This window comes from Sphingobium sp. TomTYG65, from assembly GCF_055395525.1.
The window spans coordinates 1,274,173-1,290,883 of record NZ_AP027330.1; the positions used below are offsets into that span (position 1 = coordinate 1,274,173).

13 protein-coding genes are annotated in these 16,711 nt (G+C 62.6%); 5 read left to right on the plus strand and 8 right to left on the minus strand.

Features of this window, described 5'->3' with window-relative positions; genetic code table 11:
- Positions 1-124: 124 nt before the first annotated feature.
- The 4 genes from ACZ5Y5_RS06370 to wecB all read right to left on the minus strand — a co-directional run bounded on the left by ACZ5Y5_RS06370 (position 125) and on the right by wecB (position 5,659).
- Complete coding sequence (locus ACZ5Y5_RS06370; protein ID WP_464810329.1) at positions 125-2,239, minus strand: GumC family protein; 2,115 nt, start codon at positions 2,237-2,239, stop codon at positions 125-127.
- The gene (locus ACZ5Y5_RS06375; RefSeq protein WP_464810330.1) at positions 2,239-2,949 is read right to left on the minus strand and encodes a polysaccharide biosynthesis/export family protein; all 711 of its coding nucleotides are present in this window, start codon (positions 2,947-2,949) and stop codon (positions 2,239-2,241) included. The genes ACZ5Y5_RS06370 and ACZ5Y5_RS06375 overlap by 1 nt, the downstream gene beginning before the upstream one ends.
- Positions 2,950-3,074: 125 nt before the next feature.
- On the minus strand, positions 3,075-4,370 hold the full coding sequence (gene wecC / locus ACZ5Y5_RS06380; RefSeq protein WP_464810331.1) for a UDP-N-acetyl-D-mannosamine dehydrogenase: 1,296 nt from the start codon (positions 4,368-4,370) through the stop codon (positions 3,075-3,077).
- A 143-nt stretch (positions 4,371-4,513) separates the two neighbouring features.
- Positions 4,514-5,659 carry a non-hydrolyzing UDP-N-acetylglucosamine 2-epimerase gene (gene wecB / locus ACZ5Y5_RS06385; RefSeq protein WP_464810332.1) on the minus strand — a complete coding sequence of 382 codons (1,146 nt, stop codon included), beginning with the start codon at positions 5,657-5,659 and terminating at the stop codon, positions 4,514-4,516.
- 161 nt (positions 5,660-5,820) lie between these two features.
- On the opposite strand from wecB, the gene ACZ5Y5_RS06390 reads away from it, so the two are divergent.
- A complete protein-coding gene (locus ACZ5Y5_RS06390) occupies positions 5,821-7,137 on the plus strand; it encodes a UDP-glucose dehydrogenase family protein (protein ID WP_464810333.1) in 1,317 nt (438 codons plus the stop codon).
- Positions 7,134-7,256, plus strand: coding sequence for a hypothetical protein (locus ACZ5Y5_RS06395; protein WP_464810334.1), 123 nt, complete (start codon positions 7,134-7,136; stop codon positions 7,254-7,256). The genes ACZ5Y5_RS06390 and ACZ5Y5_RS06395 overlap by 4 nt, the downstream gene beginning before the upstream one ends.
- A gap of 69 nt (positions 7,257-7,325) precedes the next feature.
- Here ACZ5Y5_RS06395 and ACZ5Y5_RS06400 read toward each other — a convergent pair whose 3' ends face one another.
- Positions 7,326-8,174 (minus strand): ABC transporter permease, encoded by an 849-nt coding sequence (locus ACZ5Y5_RS06400; protein WP_464810335.1) that lies wholly within the window; start codon positions 8,172-8,174, stop codon positions 7,326-7,328.
- 116 nt (positions 8,175-8,290) lie between these two features.
- Between ACZ5Y5_RS06400 and ACZ5Y5_RS06405 the strand changes: the two genes are divergently transcribed.
- From ACZ5Y5_RS06405 to ACZ5Y5_RS06415, 3 genes are all read left to right on the plus strand, one after another.
- The gene (locus tag ACZ5Y5_RS06405) at positions 8,291-8,971 is read left to right on the plus strand and encodes a GcrA family cell cycle regulator (protein WP_464810336.1); all 681 of its coding nucleotides are present in this window, start codon (positions 8,291-8,293) and stop codon (positions 8,969-8,971) included.
- A gap of 107 nt (positions 8,972-9,078) precedes the next feature.
- The gene (parE, locus tag ACZ5Y5_RS06410; protein WP_464810337.1) at positions 9,079-11,052 is read left to right on the plus strand and encodes a DNA topoisomerase IV subunit B; all 1,974 of its coding nucleotides are present in this window, start codon (positions 9,079-9,081) and stop codon (positions 11,050-11,052) included.
- Between the two features lie 104 nt (positions 11,053-11,156).
- Positions 11,157-12,200: a transglutaminase-like cysteine peptidase gene (locus tag ACZ5Y5_RS06415; protein WP_464810338.1), complete on the plus strand. Its 1,044-nt coding sequence runs from the start codon at positions 11,157-11,159 to the stop codon at positions 12,198-12,200.
- Positions 12,201-12,209: 9 nt separating this feature from the next.
- Here the strand turns inward: ACZ5Y5_RS06415 and ACZ5Y5_RS06420 are convergent, their stop codons facing one another.
- The 3 genes from ACZ5Y5_RS06420 to ACZ5Y5_RS06430 all read right to left on the minus strand — a co-directional run bounded on the left by ACZ5Y5_RS06420 (position 12,210) and on the right by ACZ5Y5_RS06430 (position 16,689).
- Positions 12,210-13,484: an HlyD family type I secretion periplasmic adaptor subunit gene (locus tag ACZ5Y5_RS06420; RefSeq protein WP_464810339.1), complete on the minus strand. Its 1,275-nt coding sequence runs from the start codon at positions 13,482-13,484 to the stop codon at positions 12,210-12,212.
- Complete coding sequence (locus ACZ5Y5_RS06425; protein ID WP_464810340.1) at positions 13,481-14,419, minus strand: cell wall hydrolase; 939 nt, start codon at positions 14,417-14,419, stop codon at positions 13,481-13,483. Before ACZ5Y5_RS06425 ends, ACZ5Y5_RS06420 begins: the two co-directional genes overlap by 4 nt.
- A 134-nt stretch (positions 14,420-14,553) precedes the next feature.
- Positions 14,554-16,689 carry a type I secretion system permease/ATPase gene (locus ACZ5Y5_RS06430; protein ID WP_464810341.1) on the minus strand — a complete coding sequence of 712 codons (2,136 nt, stop codon included), beginning with the start codon at positions 16,687-16,689 and terminating at the stop codon, positions 14,554-14,556.
- Positions 16,690-16,711 lie beyond the last annotated feature (22 nt).

A 16,711-nucleotide genomic window follows, 5' to 3' on the forward strand; every position in this document is an offset into this window, starting at 1 on the left:
TTAAGAAGGAGGCGCTATCTCCAGGCAGCATCTCAGCCGAAGATCATCATCGGTCAGAGGAAACACCGGTCTCTCGGCATTCGCACCGTCAGACACTCAGCAATCGGGGAACATCTAAACTCTGCTACCCACCCCTGCGGTAGTCATATTCGAATGCACGGCCCTGCTGCTTTGTCAGGACAGCGCCGATAATCGCGCCGCCAGCCCGGCGCAGCCGGTCAACGGCCACGCGAAGACCGCCATGATGATTGCGACCCCATTCAACCACGAGCACAGCCGCCTGCGCCTTGGCGGCGAGCAAAGATGTATCTGGAACGCCCAAAATAGGCGGCGCATCGATTAGCACGGTGTCATAGCGCCCCTGCACGCTCGCAAGCAGGACATCCAGAGCGGGCGTCGATAGCAATTCCGCCGGATTGGGCGGAATGGCGCCGCTGGGGAGCAGCGAAACGCCAGGAGTAGAAGTTTCGACGATGACGTCTTCCGCCTTCGCTTGCCCCGTCATTACTTCACTGACGCCTCGTTCAGGGGTGACGTTAAACAATCCCTGCTGTCTCGGGCGGCGCATGTCGGCATCGATCACCAGCACTCGCCGGTCGAGCTTCGCCAAGGCGAGCGCCAAGGCGTGCACCGTCGAGGATTTCCCCTCCCCTTCCTGCGCGCTCGTCACCAGGATGGAACCGGGCAGCCCTTCGGACGAAGCGAGCAACAGCGAGGAAGCAATCGGCACGAACGTCTCCGCCGCAGGCTTGTCCGTCACCGGCACCGTGCCGAGCAGAGGCAGATTAGCCCGCTCTGCCAGCGTGTCAGCCGACGTCACCGCATCATCGAACACATGCCGACCTGCCACCATCAGCAGGCCCAACGCCAACCCGCCGAGTGATGCCAGCAGCATGGTCACGCCGATGCGTGGTGAAGAGGGCCGCGTGGGAACGGCTGCACGGTCCAGCGGCTGTATCCGTCCGGCCTGAAAGCCAGCCTGCGAAGCCATGTCGCGATAGCGCTGCAGCAGGCTATCGTGCAGCAGGCGATAGGTATCGACCGAACGCTCAAGGATGCTCATTTGCACCCCTCGGCCCCTCTCGGTTTGCGCCTGCCTTTCTACTGCGGCTATCTCGGCTTCGATCTGCTTTTCGCCATGAACGGCAACTTCATACTGCTCGCGAAGCGATGCGCGGATGGTGTTCGCCATCGCTTCGGCCTGATCGTCCAAGGCGGCAAGCCGGGCTCGCGCCTCACGCATTTCCGGGTGCGCATCCTTACGGAACTGCCGTTCTTCGACGACCTCAGCTCGCGCCTGCGCCCGCTGCGCCATCAGCTGTTGCATACCGCCATTGTTCAACACTTCAGGCAGCGTTTCCACGCTGGACAAGCGCGCACTTTCCCAGCGCTTTTGAGCGGCAATCCTATCAGCCATCGCCTGGGCACGAAACGCATTCAGCTGCGCCAGTCGCGTCGTGGTAGCCCCTTCCGCACCCGCCGAGCCATTACCTCTTGCAGCCTGCGCGGTATCAGGCGATGCGCCCGTCTGCGTCGCATAAGCGGCTAAATCACGCTCAGCATGCTCCAGATCGCGGCGCGCACCGTCCAGTTCGCCCAGCAGGAACCGTCGGGCTTGCACTCCCGACTCAAATCCTCGCTTCAGATCCGCCCTAATAAGGCTGTCGGCATAGCTGTTCGCCACGCGGGCAGACAGCGCCGGGTCGGCACTTGTGAAGCTGATACGGATGACGCGGCTCTTGCCCGGCAATTCGACGTCAAGATTGTCGCGCAGCAGCCGGACGACCGCTTCCGTTTCCACCTGCCTCTGACTTAACGAGGCCGATCCACGCTCGGGTCGCCGTTCATCCATGCCGTCGAAGAAGGTGCGGCTGCCGACCAGCGCCAGTTCCCGCGCCACGTCTTCGGCCAAGGCGCGGCTGCGGAGCACCTCGAACTCTGTCTGCATCAGCGATTCATTATCCGCCGCCGTCAATTGCCGCTGGGTCGCCCCAGCTCCCGCTGCTCCGGCGGGAACATCCTCCACCTCGACCGAGGCGGTCGCACGATAGTCCGGCGTGGAAAGAAGAATGAAGATGATCCCCGCCAGCACGCACAGCGCCATGGTGACGAACAGAATGATGCGGTGCCGCCACACAGCGGTCGAGCCTGCACGCGCCATGGTCACAATTCGCGATGTTCGCCCTTCGGTCCCGCTTGACGGGGAATCGCTATCGATGCGGATGCTACGCCCTACCATCATCGCCCTCCGTCGAGAGCAACAAAGCCCGCGCCTATCGCAGGCAGCGCCAAAAGGCTTCCACCTAGAATAGCCTTCGCGCGCGACATACCGACGACGATGGTATCGCCTGGCACGATTTCCGGATCGGGCGCCTCCCCTTTCCGAATGGCCGAAAGATCGAACAGCGCCGCCTTCCTCTCCCCATCCGATTGCCGGACGACCATGATCTGCTTGAGGCTGGCGAGCCGGGTGGGGCCCTTCGCCAGCGCAACTGCCTGGAGCAGGCTGAGGCGGCCATCGAACGGAAAGACGCCCGGCTGGCGCACTTCACCATCCACGGTGATGCGCCGGCCGACCGCCTTTTTAATGAAGATCGTGACCTGTGGCGAAACCAGATAGCGTTCACCAAGTCTGCCCGCGATGACGTCGGAAGCTTCGCCTGCCGATAGGCCCGCGACAGGCACGTCACCTATCAATGGCATCCGCACCATGCCTACCGCGCTGACCTGCGCATCTTCAAGCGAGAGGCTAGGCTCATGATAGACCTGAACGCGCAGAACGTCGTCGGCGGAAATCCGGTAATCTGTTCCCAGCGCCTGCGCCGGCGGGATCGCCGCATAGGCCGCATCACCCTTCGGCGCGGTGGCGGCAGTAGAACAGGCAGCGAGCAAAACACAGGCCATCATTGTGGCCAGAGCCCGGTTCATCCTGTCGCTCGGCCGATCCATGTCCGTTCAAAATTCCCCACGCTTTTCAGGCGATCCGCCAAACGGCGGACACCTTGCGCGGGGTTAACGGTGCAGAAAGGTCATGGCAACCACGGGCTAGGCGCTTTGAAAGGCCGCCCGCTCTATCAGACCGCAATACGCCCCGGCTGATCGTGCGCCAAGCGGCGAGGCTGGTCGGGCCAGACCCCGCGTGTATCATAGACAGCCTTGCCGAGGCGCTCGTCCACCGGGACTGATGTGAACATGTCATGATCCACTAGAATGACGAAAACGCCGCATTGTTCCAGAGCCGTATCGAGATCCATCAACTCCGCGCCGGTCCCTGCAAATTCCATCGGCAGATCATGCGCATAGGGCTCGACCAGCTTGACCCGCCGACCATAGCGACGCGCGAGCCGAGCGGCGACCTTCACTGCCGGGCTTTCCCGGAAATCGTCGATATTCGCCTTGAAGGCAAGGCCCAGGCAAGCAACCTCCTCGCCCGGAAATTCGTCGATCATGTCGGATGCCTTGGCCACGACATGGTCTGTCTTGGCGTCATTCACCTCGCGCGCGGTCCGGATAAGGCGGCTGTTTTCTGGATCGCCATGGACGATGAACCACGGATCGACGGCGATACAATGCCCCCCGACGCCTGGGCCGGGCGAGAGGATGTTGACACGGGGGTGACGGTTGGCGAGGCGGATAACCTCCCAAACATCGATATCCATGCCTTCCGCGATAACGGAAAGCTCGTTGGCGAAAGCGATGTTGACGTCGCGGAAGCTGTTTTCCACCAGCTTCACCATCTCCGCTGCCTTGGCGCTGGTGGTGATGCACGCACCCCTGACAAACTGACGGTAGAAGGCAAGCGCGCGCCGCGCGCAACGAGGGGTGACGCCGCCAATGCAGCGATCATTGTCGATCAGTTCAACCAGGATGCGTCCGGGCAGAACGCGCTCCGGACAATAGGCGATGGCGACGTCTCCCGCGCCGCCCTGCCCCGGCATCTTGAGGTCCGGGCGAAGCTGCGCGAACAGGTCGCGCATCGCTTCGGTGGTACCTACCGGAGATGTCGATTCTAGGATCACCGTATCGCCCGGCTTCAACACATCTGCGACGGTGCCTGCGGCTTTCAGCACATGGGAAATGTCGGGTGCACGATCCTCTGAAACCGGCGTTGGAACCGCGATAATGAAGACGTCACTGGGCTCGACTGCCAGGCTGGCGCGCAGATTCCCACGGGCCACGACACCCTGCACCAAGCCATCCAGATCGACTTCCTCAATATGGACGCGTCCGGAATTTACGGTCTCCACTACATGAGCACTGACGTCCACGCCGACAACCTGCGCGCCGCCCCGTGCGATCAAAGCCGCTGTCGGCAAGCCGATATAGCCGAGCCCAATGACGGAAACCTTCTGCTGCTTGTCGATGGGCATGCGAAAATCCTGGAAGCCGATGATTTACCATCGGTTTCTGCAAGGAAATGCTGAAGATTTCGGTAACGGCGAACAGCAGTCCTATCACTGGAGCCCGGATTAAGCCGCAGATACTGCTCGCGTAACAGCGGCAATCGGGCGAGTCAGGCTGCCTCGTCCAGCCCCTCTGCCGCCGTCCCTTCAGCCGCTATGACTGCCGCGATCCGCTGCGCCGCACGACCATCGCCAAAGGGGTTATGCGCCCGCGCCATTGCTGTATAGCCGGCCTCGTCGTCCAACAGCGTCAGCACCTCTCGCACGATCCGCGCCTGATCCGTGCCGACAAGCTTCGCCGTTCCAGCAGCGACGCCTTCCGGCCGCTCGGTTGTCTCACGCATCACCAACACGGGCTTTCCGAGCGAGGGCGCTTCCTCCTGAACCCCGCCACTATCGGTGAGGACCAGATGGCACATGTCCAGCAGCCGCACGAAATGAGGATAATCAAGCGGCTCGATCATCGCCACATTTGGCAGCCCGCCTAATACCGCCTCCATAACAGGCCGCACATTGGGGTTGGGATGGATTGGAAAGATCACCGCCACATCAGGGCGAGAGGCTATGTCCGCTATGGAACGGGCGATCGCTTCCATACCACCACCGAAATTTTCGCGTCTATGGCTGGTGACGGCAACGATCCGCTTGCCCCCAAATCGCGCCGCCAGATCATCCAGTCCCTGGGCTAGCGAGGGCGTCGCACTGATCCGCTCCCGCGTAGCCAGCAGCGCATCTATGACCGTGTTGCCGGTCACATGAATGCCCTTAGCATCGCGGTTTTCGCTGAAGAGCGCCGCTGCGGCCGCATCAGTCGGCGCAAAATTCATGTCCGCTATGCAGGCGACGACGCGGCGGTTCACCTCTTCGGGCCAGGGGTGGTAGATATCCCCGCTCCGCAAACCTGCTTCGACATGGGCCACAGGGATTTGGCGGTAATAGGCGGCAAGGCTTGCGACCATCGTCGTCAGCGTATCCCCATGCACCAACACGCGATCGGGCTTCTCCGCATCGAATGCAGTGCCCAGTTCCACGATCAGCTTCGCGGTAAGTCCATCGAGAGTCTGATTGGGGATCATCGCGTTCAAGTCGATGTCCGGCTTGATACCCGCAATTTCCAGCACTTGGTCCAGCAATCCTCGATGCTGCGCCGTGACGATGACGCGCACATCCACATTCTCTCGCGCGCGTAACGCATGAATAACCGGAAACAGCTTGATCGCTTCGGGACGAGTCCCGAATACCACCGCAACTTTCATCTTTGCCCCCTGATGCGAGCCTTTAAGGCTACCCCCTGCCAGCAAATCGTAACCATCCCCTGAACATGGGGGTAATTCCGACGCGCGCTTTCGCAGGCGCAATGACCTATGCTAGGGCCGCGTCAACCTTTCATTTTTCCAGCGAGGCTGCGGGTAGTTTTATGAAGATCACGATGATCGGCACGGGATATGTCGGCCTGGTTTCGGGCGCCTGCTTCGCCGATTTCGGCCACGACGTTTGCTGCGTGGACAAGGACGCCCGGAAGATTGACGCAATCGAGTCCGGCCGCATGCCGATCTTTGAGCCGGGCCTCGACCAGCTCGTCGCGAACAACGCTGCGGCAGGCCGCCTGACCTTCACCACGGATCTCGCCGCTGGCGTGAAGGGCGCTGACGCAATCTTCATCGCAGTAGGCACGCCATCACGGCGCGGCGATGGCCATGCAGACCTGAGCTATGTCTATGCCGCCGCACGCGAGATCGCCGAAACGGTGGATGGACCGACCGTCATCGTCACCAAATCCACCGTCCCGGTAGGGACCGGCGATGAAGTCGAGCGCATCGTCCGCGAAGTCCGCTCAGATCTGGATATCCAGGTTGTCTCCAACCCCGAATTCCTCCGTGAAGGCGCGGCGATCAGCGATTTCAAGCGGCCTGATCGCGTTGTGGTAGGCACCACCGGCGACGATCGGGCGATCGCTGTCATGGCGCAGATTTACCGTCCGCTGAACCTCAACCAGGCCCCCGTGATGTTCACGGGGCGGCGGACTGCTGAACTCATCAAATATGCCGCCAACGCGTTCCTGGCGACCAAGATCACCTTCATCAACGAGATGGCGGACCTGTGCGAAGCCGTCGGCGCGGAGGTGCAGGACGTGTCGCGCGGCATCGGCCTCGATAACCGCATCGGCAGCAAGTTCCTGCATGCCGGACCCGGCTATGGCGGCTCCTGCTTCCCGAAGGACACGTTGGCGCTGGTCAAGACGGGCCAAGATTATGACACGCCGATCCGCATTGTCGAAACGGTCGTGCAAGTGAACGATCTGCGCAAGCGCGCCATGGGCCGCAAGATCGTCAAGGCTTTGGGCGGCGAAGCGCGGGGTAAGACTGTCGCCCTGCTGGGCCTCACCTTCAAGCCCAACACCGACGATATGCGCGATGCGCCCAGCCTCGCCATCGTGCAGGCTCTGGAGGACGCAGGTGCGCGGATCATCGCCTATGATCCTGAAGGCATGGAAGTCGCCAAACCGATGATGCCCAGCGTCACGATGGTGAAAGACGCATATGAAGCCGCAAAGGAGGCAGACGCACTGGTGCTCGTTACCGAATGGGACATTTTCAGGGCGTTGGATCTTAAGCGCTTGGCAGCCTCCATGAACAGGCCGCTGCTGATCGACCTGCGCAACATCTATCCCCGCAGCGAAGCGGAAGCGGCAGGCTTCGCCCTCACGCGCGTAGGCGGCAAGGGTATCACATGATCGACTCTCAGGAAGGGCGGGCTGGTCCCGCCTTTCCCCGCTTGCGACATTGGGCGATCGCGGCGGGACTGCTATTCTTTATCACACAGGTTGTGCCGGTGATGGCCGGGCTAACCTGACCGGCCAAATTCCTGAGCTCGCATCAGCCTCATCCTGCTTTAGGCGGCGGCGCCCGAAAAACGCGCCGATCACGCCTTCAGCTTCCAACCCCGCTTCAGCAGCACATAACATAGCGCACCCAGCGCCATGTTCAGTCCCAGCAGCACAAGACTGCCTACCACTACATCCCCATCCGCCGCCGCCACGAACCCATAGCGGAACCCCGAAATCGCATAGAAAAACGGATTGATATGGCTGATCGCACGGAACACCGGCGCAAGCCTGTCGATCGAATAAAAGGTCCCCGACAAGAGAGTCATGGGGCCAATCACGAAATTGGTGATCGCAGCGGCATGATCGAACTTTTCCGCCCATATTGACGTCAGCACGCCGATGAAGGCCGTCAAAGCAGCACCCATCAGCCCGAACCAGGCAATCGCCCAAGGATGCGCAGGCGTCACATGCACGCCGGGCCACAGCGCCATCGCGGCCCAAAGCGCCAGCCCTACGCAGAAAGCGCGGGTCACGGCAGCCCCGACAAGCGCCAGCAGCAGTTCGCTGTTGGACAAGGGGGGCATGAGATAGTCGATCAACGTCCCCTGCATCTTGCCCGCCAGAAGCGAAAAGCTGCTGTTCGCAAAGGCGTTGTTCATCATGCCCATGATCATCAGGCCCGGCGCGATGAAGTCGGCGAATGGGACGCCTAGCACTTGCCGGTTCGCTCCCCCGAGCGCGATCGAGAAGATAACCAGGAACATGAGTGTAGTGACGGCAGGAGCCCAGATGGTCTGGAGCTGCACCTTCATGAAGCGGCGGACTTCCTTGCGGTACAGCGCACGCGTGCCCGCCCAGTTCACGTTACGGATAACCATCTCACCCGGCTCGTGAAAGGGGGGGCTGGTTGGGGAGGAAGCTGCAAATTGGGACTGGTCGTTCATGCTTCGATCGACTATCGGCTGGTCTGATGTGCCGCAAGGGCGTTGTGCACGGGTTTGAACCTGCGCGGGCGCGCCCCATATAGGGCGGGAAATTTTAGAATTCGAGGAGTCATTCATTGTCCTGGACCGACGAGCGTATCGACCAGCTCAAGGCAATGTGGGAAAAGGGCCTGACCGCCAGCCAGATCGCCGATGAGTTGGGCGGGGTCAGCCGCAACGCAGTGATCGGCAAGGCGCACCGCCTTGGCCTTCAGTCGCGCCCATCGCCCGTGAAAGCGAACGAGGCGCCGAAAAAGGCGGCTCCAGTGCGCAAGGCCGCGCCGTTGCCTGAAGCCGAGGCACCCAAGCCCACGCCTGTGCAACATAGCGCGCCGGCCCCGGTTCGCGCCGCGCCTCCGGCCGCCTCTCCTGCGCCGTCTTTCGCCACTCCTGCATCCGAAGCTCCGCCCCCAGCGCCGCAGCCGCGCATCATCTCGGTCGGCCCGGGCGGCTTTCTGCGCCAGGGTCCCGGCGACCAGCAGGCGCCTATCCCGCCCGCCCCGCCGCGCCGCCTGGTGCCTGCGAAGCCCAGCCCTGAAATTGCGGGCAAGACGACACTGCTCGACCTGACGGAACGGATCTGCAAATGGCCGATGGGTCATCCTGGTGAACCAGACTTCCATTTCTGTGGCGAAGCGGTGAACCCCGGCTTCCCCTATTGCGTGGAACATTGCGGCCGCGCCTATCAGGCCCAGCTGCCTCGCGGGACACGCCGCCCGCCGCCGCCGCTGCCCTTCGGCGGCCCACGAGTGCGCTAAACCATCAATCCTCCCTGTCGCACGGCGATGGGGAGGATTTTTAAGCTCCGCCCCTTCTTCGCTCCTCCCGCTTGCACAGACGGCGTACCCCCTTATAGCTGGTGCGCATGTCCGATCTGTTCGCGAGCCAGCCGCTTTCCTCTTCCGGTTACGACGCATCCTCCATCGAAGTTCTCGAAGGACTGGAGCCGGTGCGCCGCCGTCCCGGCATGTATATCGGCGGCACGGACGAACGCGCGCTGCATCACCTTGCCAGCGAAGTGCTCGACAACAGCATGGACGAAGCGGTCGCAGGCCACGCGACCCGGATTGAGGTCACGCTGGAGCCCGGCAACAAGCTGACCATCACCGACAATGGCCGGGGCATCCCCGTTGGACTGCATCCCAAATTTCCCGGCAAGTCGGCTCTGGAAGTCATCCTCACCACGCTCCATTCCGGCGGCAAGTTCACTGACAAGGCTTACGCAACCTCGGGCGGCCTCCATGGCGTAGGTATCAGCGTGGTGAACGCATTATCGGTCGTCACTGTCGTCGAAGTCGCTATCAATAAGGAGCTGTTTCGCCAGAGCTTCGCGCAAGGGCTACCCACCAGCGGGCTTGAGAACGTTGGAGCCGCTCCCAACCGGCGCGGCACATCGGTCAGCTTCATCCCCGATCATGAGATTTTCGGCGAGCAAAAGTTCAAGCCAGCTCGGCTTTACCGCCTCGCCCGATCAAAAGCCTATTTGTTCGCAGGCGTCGAAATCCGTTGGAAATGCGCCCCCGAACTCATCAGCGACGACACACCGGCCGAAGCAGTCTTCCAGTTTCCCGGCGGTTTGGCCGATCACCTGAAGGAACAGGTGGGTAACCGGGAATGCGCGACCAGCGCCTTCTTTTCCGGCAGCCAGGATTTTCCTGATACAGCTGGCCGCGTCGAATGGGCGATCGCCTGGCCGCTATGGTCCGACGGCAGCTACAGCTGGTATTGCAACACAATCCCGACCCCTGACGGCGGCACACATGAAAACGGCCTGCGGGCCGCGCTGGTGAAGGGCATCCGCGCTTTTGCCGAGCTGATAGGCAACAAGAAGGCGAAGGACATAACTGCCGATGACATCGTGACCTCGTCAGAGATCATGCTGTCGGTCTTCATCCGCGACCCGCAGTTTCAGAGCCAGACCAAGGATCGCCTGACTAGCCCGGAAGCTGCGAGGCTGGTCGAGAATGCGGTGCGAGACCATTTCGATCACTTCTTGTCGGACCATATGGAGCGGGGCAAAGCGCTACTCGCCTATGTGATCGATCGCATGGACGAACGCCTCAAGCGCAAGGCGGAAAAAGAGGTCAAGCGCAAGACCGCGACCAGCGCACGCAAGCTCCGCCTTCCGGGCAAGCTGACCGACTGCTCCACCGACGATCCCGAAGGTACGGAGATCTTCCTGGTCGAAGGCGATTCGGCCGGCGGCTCAGCCAAGCAGGCGCGTGACCGCAAGACACAAGCGATTCTGCCCCTGCGTGGTAAAATTCTGAACGTGGCCTCAGCCAATAACGCAAAGATCCTGGCTAATCAGGAAATCGCGGACATGATCCTGGCGCTCGGCTGCGGCACGCGCAAGGACTGCAATCCCGACAATCTCCGTTACGAGCGCATCGTGATCATGACCGACGCGGACGTGGACGGAGCGCATATCGCGACCCTGCTCATGACTTTCTTCTTCCAGGAAATGCCGGAACTGGTGCGGCGCGGGCATCTCTATCTCGCCCAACCGCCGCTCTACCGTCTGACCGCCGGAGGCAAGAGCCTCTACGCCAAGGATGATGCCCATCGCGAAGAGCTGTTGCGTACGGAGTTCAAGGGAAAGAAGGTCGATATCAGCCGCTTCAAGGGCTTGGGCGAAATGAACCCGATGCAGTTACGGGAAACCACCATGGACCCCAAGACGCGCGGCCTCATCCGCATCACCTTGCCCGACGATGTCGAGGACAGGCAACAGGTGCGCGAATTGGTCGAGCGGCTGATGGGCACTAATCCGGCGCATCGCTTTGCTTTCATTCAGGAAAATGCCGCGACTGTGGATGAAGAGGCGATCGACGCCTGAACTGCCGGCAATTTTCGGGCGCAACACCGGCAATATTTTGCCTACCGCCGCGTTAACCAGGGCGGCGCACCCTATGTTCAATTTTCTACGGGATGGTGCGAAGCATGTCAGGCTTCGTCCCGTCCCTTCGCACCTCTGCCTCGCGGGCTATCCCAGCACTGCTGCTGGCGGGCATGAGCGGTTACGCGATCGCGCAAGCTCCTTTGACCGTGCCGTCCGCGCCCTATACGGGCCGGAGTGAGGCCAGCTACACACCCTCGGACCGCATTGCCGCCAATCTGTTGGCTGGCGGCATGAGCCGCCTCGCGGCGATCAGCGCGCAACAGGGCGCAGCCATGCCTGCCGCCTTTATCCCGGATCAGCCCTCACCGGCGGCGATCGTCAATGATCGCCGCCTAGGCGCATTCCTGGGCAAGCTGCCCGGCTGGCAGTTGCAGGGCGTCCAGCTGTCGATAACCGTCGGCAGCCTAAACTATCGCCAGCCTGATCTGACGCCGGCATTCATGCGCGGCCTGACGCCTGCACCGGCGCCGCGGCCCGCCGCTTTCCTGATGCCCGTCCGTTCGGCTGCTGCTCCAATGCAGCCCGCGCCGCGCATCGGCCAGCCCGACATATTCGGCTCCGTCGCGCTACCGATCGGGCATACGGCACTCGACAGCAAATGGGCCTCCATATCGCAGCCCCTAGCCCGCAATGGTCTGTGGGGCAGTCTCCTTCGCAGCGCGCAGGCTGCTGGAGGACAAGAGCAGGTCGAGATGATCAACCGCTGGGTCAATCAACGGCTGCACTTCGTCGATGACAGGCAAGGTGGTGACAGCTGGGCGACGGCCAGTCAGTCGCTGCTCCGCGGCGCAGGCGACTGCGAAGATTACGCCATCGCCAAGATGAAGCTGCTTGAAGCGGCAGGGTTCGATCGCCGCGCCATGTTCCTGGTCATCGCTCGCGATCTGGTTCGCCAGGCTGACCACGCAGTGCTGGCGGTGCGAATCGGTAACGAACTGATGATCCTCGACAATATGACGGACAAGGTTCTGCCTTCGTCGCAGGTCAGCGATTATCGGCCTATCCTCAGCTTCAACGCCTATGGCCGCTGGACGCACGGTTATCGCATGACCAAGCCCCAGGCGGTGCAGTTCGCCGCGCGCTAACGCAGCCGCTCACCGCTCCCGCAAGGCTTCCGAACGCGCCTTCATGATCGGCTTGAGCAAATAGGCCAGCACCGACTTACGCCCGGTCATTATCTCCACGTCGCACACCATGCCCGGCGTGATCGGCAGCTTGTGCACGCCTGAACCCAGCCACGCCCGGTCCGTCTCGACCACCACGGTGAAATAGGCCTCCCGCGTCGCTTCATCATAGACGCTGTCGGCCGACACCTGCTGCACCGTACCGGTCAGGCCGCCGTAGATGGAAAAATCATAGGCGGTCACCTTCACCACTGCACGATCGCCGGTCTTGATGAAGGCGATGTCGTTGGGCTTCACCCGCGCCTCGACCAGCAATTTTTCGCCGACGGGCACGATCTGCATGATCTTCTGCCCAGGGCTGACATAGCCGCCGATGGTCGTTACCTGCACGTCATTGACCACGCCATCCACTGGGGAGCGGATTTCCGCCCGCTGCGCCCTGCCCTTTGCGCCGCGAAGGGATTCACTGTTCACAGCGATCTTCGCTTCCAACTGGCTGCGTTCGTTGAGCGCATCCTGCCGGAACTGGAAATTGGCTTCGGACAATTGCGCCTGCGCCTCGCGGATCGCGGCGGACGCGCGAGAAGCCTGCTGCTGCGCTGCGTTCAACCGTCCCTGCGCATCCACAAACTCGCGCCGGGCGTCGAGCAGTTCCGTCTGCGGGATGATCGACTTCGCGGCCAAGGGTTCGAGCATCGCCACCCGCTGCCGCGCCAGCTGTACGCTGCCGGAAAGGCTGGCGATCGTAGCCTGCGCTTCCCCCAACTCTCGGCGGCGCTGTTCAACCTGCGCCGACATGGCGTCCTGCTTACTCCGCAACGCCGACTGGCGCACGGCGGCAAGCGCCTGTTCCTGCTGGCATTCAGGGCCGCCTGTCATGCAGGCCGCGCCTGAGCCAGTGCCTTCCTTCTCCAATCGCCCAGCGCGCGCCGTCAGCGACCGTGTCTCCGCCTGAAGCTGCCCGAGTTCCGACGCCAGCATGGCATCGTCCAGGCGCACCAGAAGCTGTCCCTTGCTCACCTTCTGTCCGGACCGGACGAGAATTTCCTCGATCGTTGTGGGCTCCGCAGACTGGATGACCTGCGCCTTGCTGGACGGGATCACCCGCCCCTGCCCATGCGTCACTTCATCGACCGGCGCCAGGCTGGCCCACATCAGGAAGACCAGCATACCGCCGCCACTGTAAAGGATGACCTGCTTGTTGCCCGGTTGCCCCCGCAGCCAGTTAATCCAGCGCGAAATCATGGTTGCACCCCTTGAATATTATGGTCGTCGGCGGCCAAAGTGACTGGCGTGGCCTTTTGCTGGCGGGCGAGCATGTCCGCCAACGCACCGCCGCTCGGAGACGGATCAGGAATCGACAGCTTCCACCCCTTGGTGGGGTCCATGCGCCCACCAACATCGTTGGCCGCCCGCCGCTCGGGCAAGGCAGCAACCGGCGGGTAGTCGATCACAGGTTCCGACGAAGCGGCGAAGCGGGAAGGATCAAATGCCGGAATGCGCTCGCCCCCCGCATAGCGCCCGGTGAACGCGGCGGGCAGGCCCCAACCGCCCGGCCAGCGGTAAAAGATATGCGCGCCAATCTGCGCCAGCTTCGCCAAATGCGGGGCCCAGCGAGGAAAGACATAGTCGGCATGGTAATGGGTCGCCGTGCCCACATCCTTCTCGACCCGGCCACCAAGCGCATCCGCAGCTATGCGCTTGGCCCGGTCCCACAGGGCGGGCAAGGGCCGCCGCGCGAGCGAACCGTCGCACACAAAGCTGAATTGGCAGACGGAAGCGTCAAACCGCTGATACACGACGCCGCACACCGTCTTGGCGAAGGCGGGATGACGCACTCGGTTGAGAACCACTTGGGCGACGGCGCGCTGACCGCTTTCGGGCTCACGCGCGGCTTCATAATAGACGGCCTGCGCCAAGCATTGCAGCGCGCGGTCATGATCCTCGCCTGCTCCCACCACAGCCCGAAAAGGCTTGGCGGCAGCGATCGCACCATCCGCGAAGCCGAGACGCTGATTTTCTTCGCGCGCCTCGTCGCCTTCGGCCGCAGGGCCGACCTGCTCCGTCATCGCAACCAGGGCCATATATTGGCGGGGAATTGCTGGAGCCGTCTCTACGATCTTTGCACGTAGCGCCGGCTGTGGCTGCTGATGCCATAGCAGCACAGCCGCGAGTGCCACCGCCGCCCCGACGCCAGCACACAGGATTGATGCCCCACCTGTTCCTGCGAAGGCAGGAACCCAGTTCCGCCGGTTCAAATGGGCTCCTGCCCGCGCAGAAGCACGCTGCTTCAAGCGAACGGGCTGAGTCCCGCTCATTGCCCGGCTCCGCGCTGTAGATGGCCGATGATCTCATCACGCGGCCCGTCTGCCAGCACTACGCCCTGATCAATCACGATCAGCCGGTCGACGATCCGCAGCAGCGCATGCCGGTGCGTGGAGACGATCAGCGTCTGCTCCGGCTCCAGCGCCTTTGCCAGATGCTCGATAAACAGATTTTCCGTCTGATTGTCCATCGCCCCGGTCGGCTCGTCCAGGAACAGCAGCTTGGCCGGTTCGACCAACGCCCGCGCCAGCACCAGGAAGCTGCGCTGGCCGCCCGACAGCCGATTGCCACGCTCACCGATGTGCAGGTCAAAGCCCGCCGCGTCCCGGCCGAAGAAACGCGAGGCACCTGAGCGCTCCAGCGCCTCCAGCAACTTCTGATCGTCAGCCTCGCGCGCTCCAAGCAGCAGGTTCTCACGCACCGACCCGCTGAACAGTTCGGCGTCCTGGCCGACATAGCGGAAGGCGGAGCGCAGCTCATGCGGGTGATATTGGCGGCTATCGATATCATCGATGGTCAGCACGCCGGCAGCAGGCGGATAGAGCCCGCAGATGACCCGGCCCAGCGTCGATTTGCCTGACGCCACCCGCCCGATGATCCCGATCCGCTCACCCGGCTCAACCCGAAGGTTGATGCCGCGCAGACTCGGCTGGCTCGCACCCGGATAGGCGAACTCCAGATCCTTGGCGACGATCGCGCCCTTGCGGATCTTGGGAATGATGCCACGCGCGCCGTCCAGCCGTTCGTCGGGCTGATCGATCAGCGTCTGCAGGCTGCCAAGCGTGGTCATCGCCTGCCGCGCACGCACAATCACGAAGGCAAGCTGCCCCACCGGCGAAAGCGAACGGCCCGCCAGCATCACGATGGCGATGATCGCGCCCATCGAAATGCTGCCCGCCGCGAACATGTAGAAGCCGCCAATGACCAGCGCGATGCTCGTCACCTGCTGGCACAGCGCGGCCAGCGTGACGCTGGTCGAGCTCAACCGCCGCAGCTTCTCCTGCGTCGCTGCGCTCATCCGTGCATAACGGCGCCAGCGGTCCAGCATGCGGCCTTCGGCGCGACAGGCTTTCAGCGTCTCGATACCGCCGATCGCCTCGACCAAGGCAGCGTTCTGCAAGCTGGCGTCTGCCTGGGCATCGCGCGACAGCCTGGCCATCGAGCGTTGCAGAAAGAACCCAGCAATAGCCATGATGCCCATCATCACGACCGGCACGACCGCCAGCCAGCCGCCGAGCAGCGCGATGATCCCGACGAAGAAGAAAAGGAACAGCACATCGATCGCCAGAACGACGGTGGTGGAGGTGAAGAATTCCCGCACCGATTCAAATTCGGACACGCGCCGCGCCAGTGCCCCGGTGCTGCCAGCCCTGCTGGCGAGCGGCACGTTCATCACTTTTTCGAACAGGCGCTGGGAAAGCCGCTCGTCAATTTCGCGCCCCGCCTCATCGACCAGCCGCGCGCGAGCCAAGCGCAGGGCGAAGTCGAGGGTAAAGGCCAGCATTACGCCTACGCCCAGCACCCATAGGCTGGACGCCGCCTTGTTCGGGATGATCCGGTCATAGACGTTCATCGTGAACAGCGGCAGCGCAAAGGCGAGGAGGTTGATGATCGCAGCTGCGAGCATCACATAGCCAAAGGAGCCCCTCGCCCGCCAAACCTCGCGCCAGAACCAGTGCTGCCGCGCGCGTTCGTCCCAGGGGCGTTCCTCAGCCCGTTCCCGACCATGATCGGCCATGACAACCAGCGCCTCGCCCGTGAAATGGCCTTCCAGGTCGCTGATCGCAGCCCATACGGGCTCGGTCGCATGGGGCAGCAGCAGCAGTGCATCACCCTGCCGCACCTCGAGCAGCAGCAGGAAACGCTCGTTCCGCAACGGCAGGATCGCGGGCAAGTTGCCCGCCCGCCATTTGTCGAGCCGTCCCCGGACATGGTCCGTCAGCAACCCGATCTGGTCGAGCGCCGATTCCGCCTGGTGAAAGGGCAAGCGTCCTGATTCATCGACCGCCAAGCCCGCGCGGAGCCCGACGATCCCCGGAGAGCGGTCGAAATGCCGCGCCACATGGGCGATGCAATCGACCAGCTCATCACCGGGCGTGCCTTCATGGCTCAGCCATTCGGCCAAGCTAAGTGTGCTTCGTTCCAAC

Excerpts from the sequence above, each read along its gene's own strand:
- wecC (WP_464810331.1), bottom strand. The coding sequence starts at position 4,370 with ATGCCCATCGACAAGCAGCAGAAGGTTTCCGTCATTGGGCTCGGCTAT.
- ACZ5Y5_RS06395 (WP_464810334.1), top strand. The coding sequence starts at position 7,134 with ATGATCGACTCTCAGGAAGGGCGGGCTGGTCCCGCCTTTCCCCGCTTG.
- ACZ5Y5_RS06390 (WP_464810333.1), top strand. The coding sequence starts at position 5,821 with ATGAAGATCACGATGATCGGCACGGGATATGTCGGCCTGGTTTCGGGC.
- parE (WP_464810337.1), top strand. The coding sequence starts at position 9,079 with ATGTCCGATCTGTTCGCGAGCCAGCCGCTTTCCTCTTCCGGTTACGAC.
- ACZ5Y5_RS06400 (WP_464810335.1), bottom strand. The coding sequence starts at position 8,174 with ATGAACGACCAGTCCCAATTTGCAGCTTCCTCCCCAACCAGCCCCCCC.
- wecB (WP_464810332.1), bottom strand. The coding sequence starts at position 5,659 with ATGAAAGTTGCGGTGGTATTCGGGACTCGTCCCGAAGCGATCAAGCTG.
- ACZ5Y5_RS06420 (WP_464810339.1), bottom strand. The coding sequence starts at position 13,484 with ATGATTTCGCGCTGGATTAACTGGCTGCGGGGGCAACCGGGCAACAAG.
- ACZ5Y5_RS06370 (WP_464810329.1), bottom strand. The coding sequence starts at position 2,239 with ATGGTAGGGCGTAGCATCCGCATCGATAGCGATTCCCCGTCAAGCGGG.
- ACZ5Y5_RS06375 (WP_464810330.1), bottom strand. The coding sequence starts at position 2,949 with ATGGATCGGCCGAGCGACAGGATGAACCGGGCTCTGGCCACAATGATG.
- ACZ5Y5_RS06415 (WP_464810338.1), top strand. The coding sequence starts at position 11,157 with ATGTCAGGCTTCGTCCCGTCCCTTCGCACCTCTGCCTCGCGGGCTATC.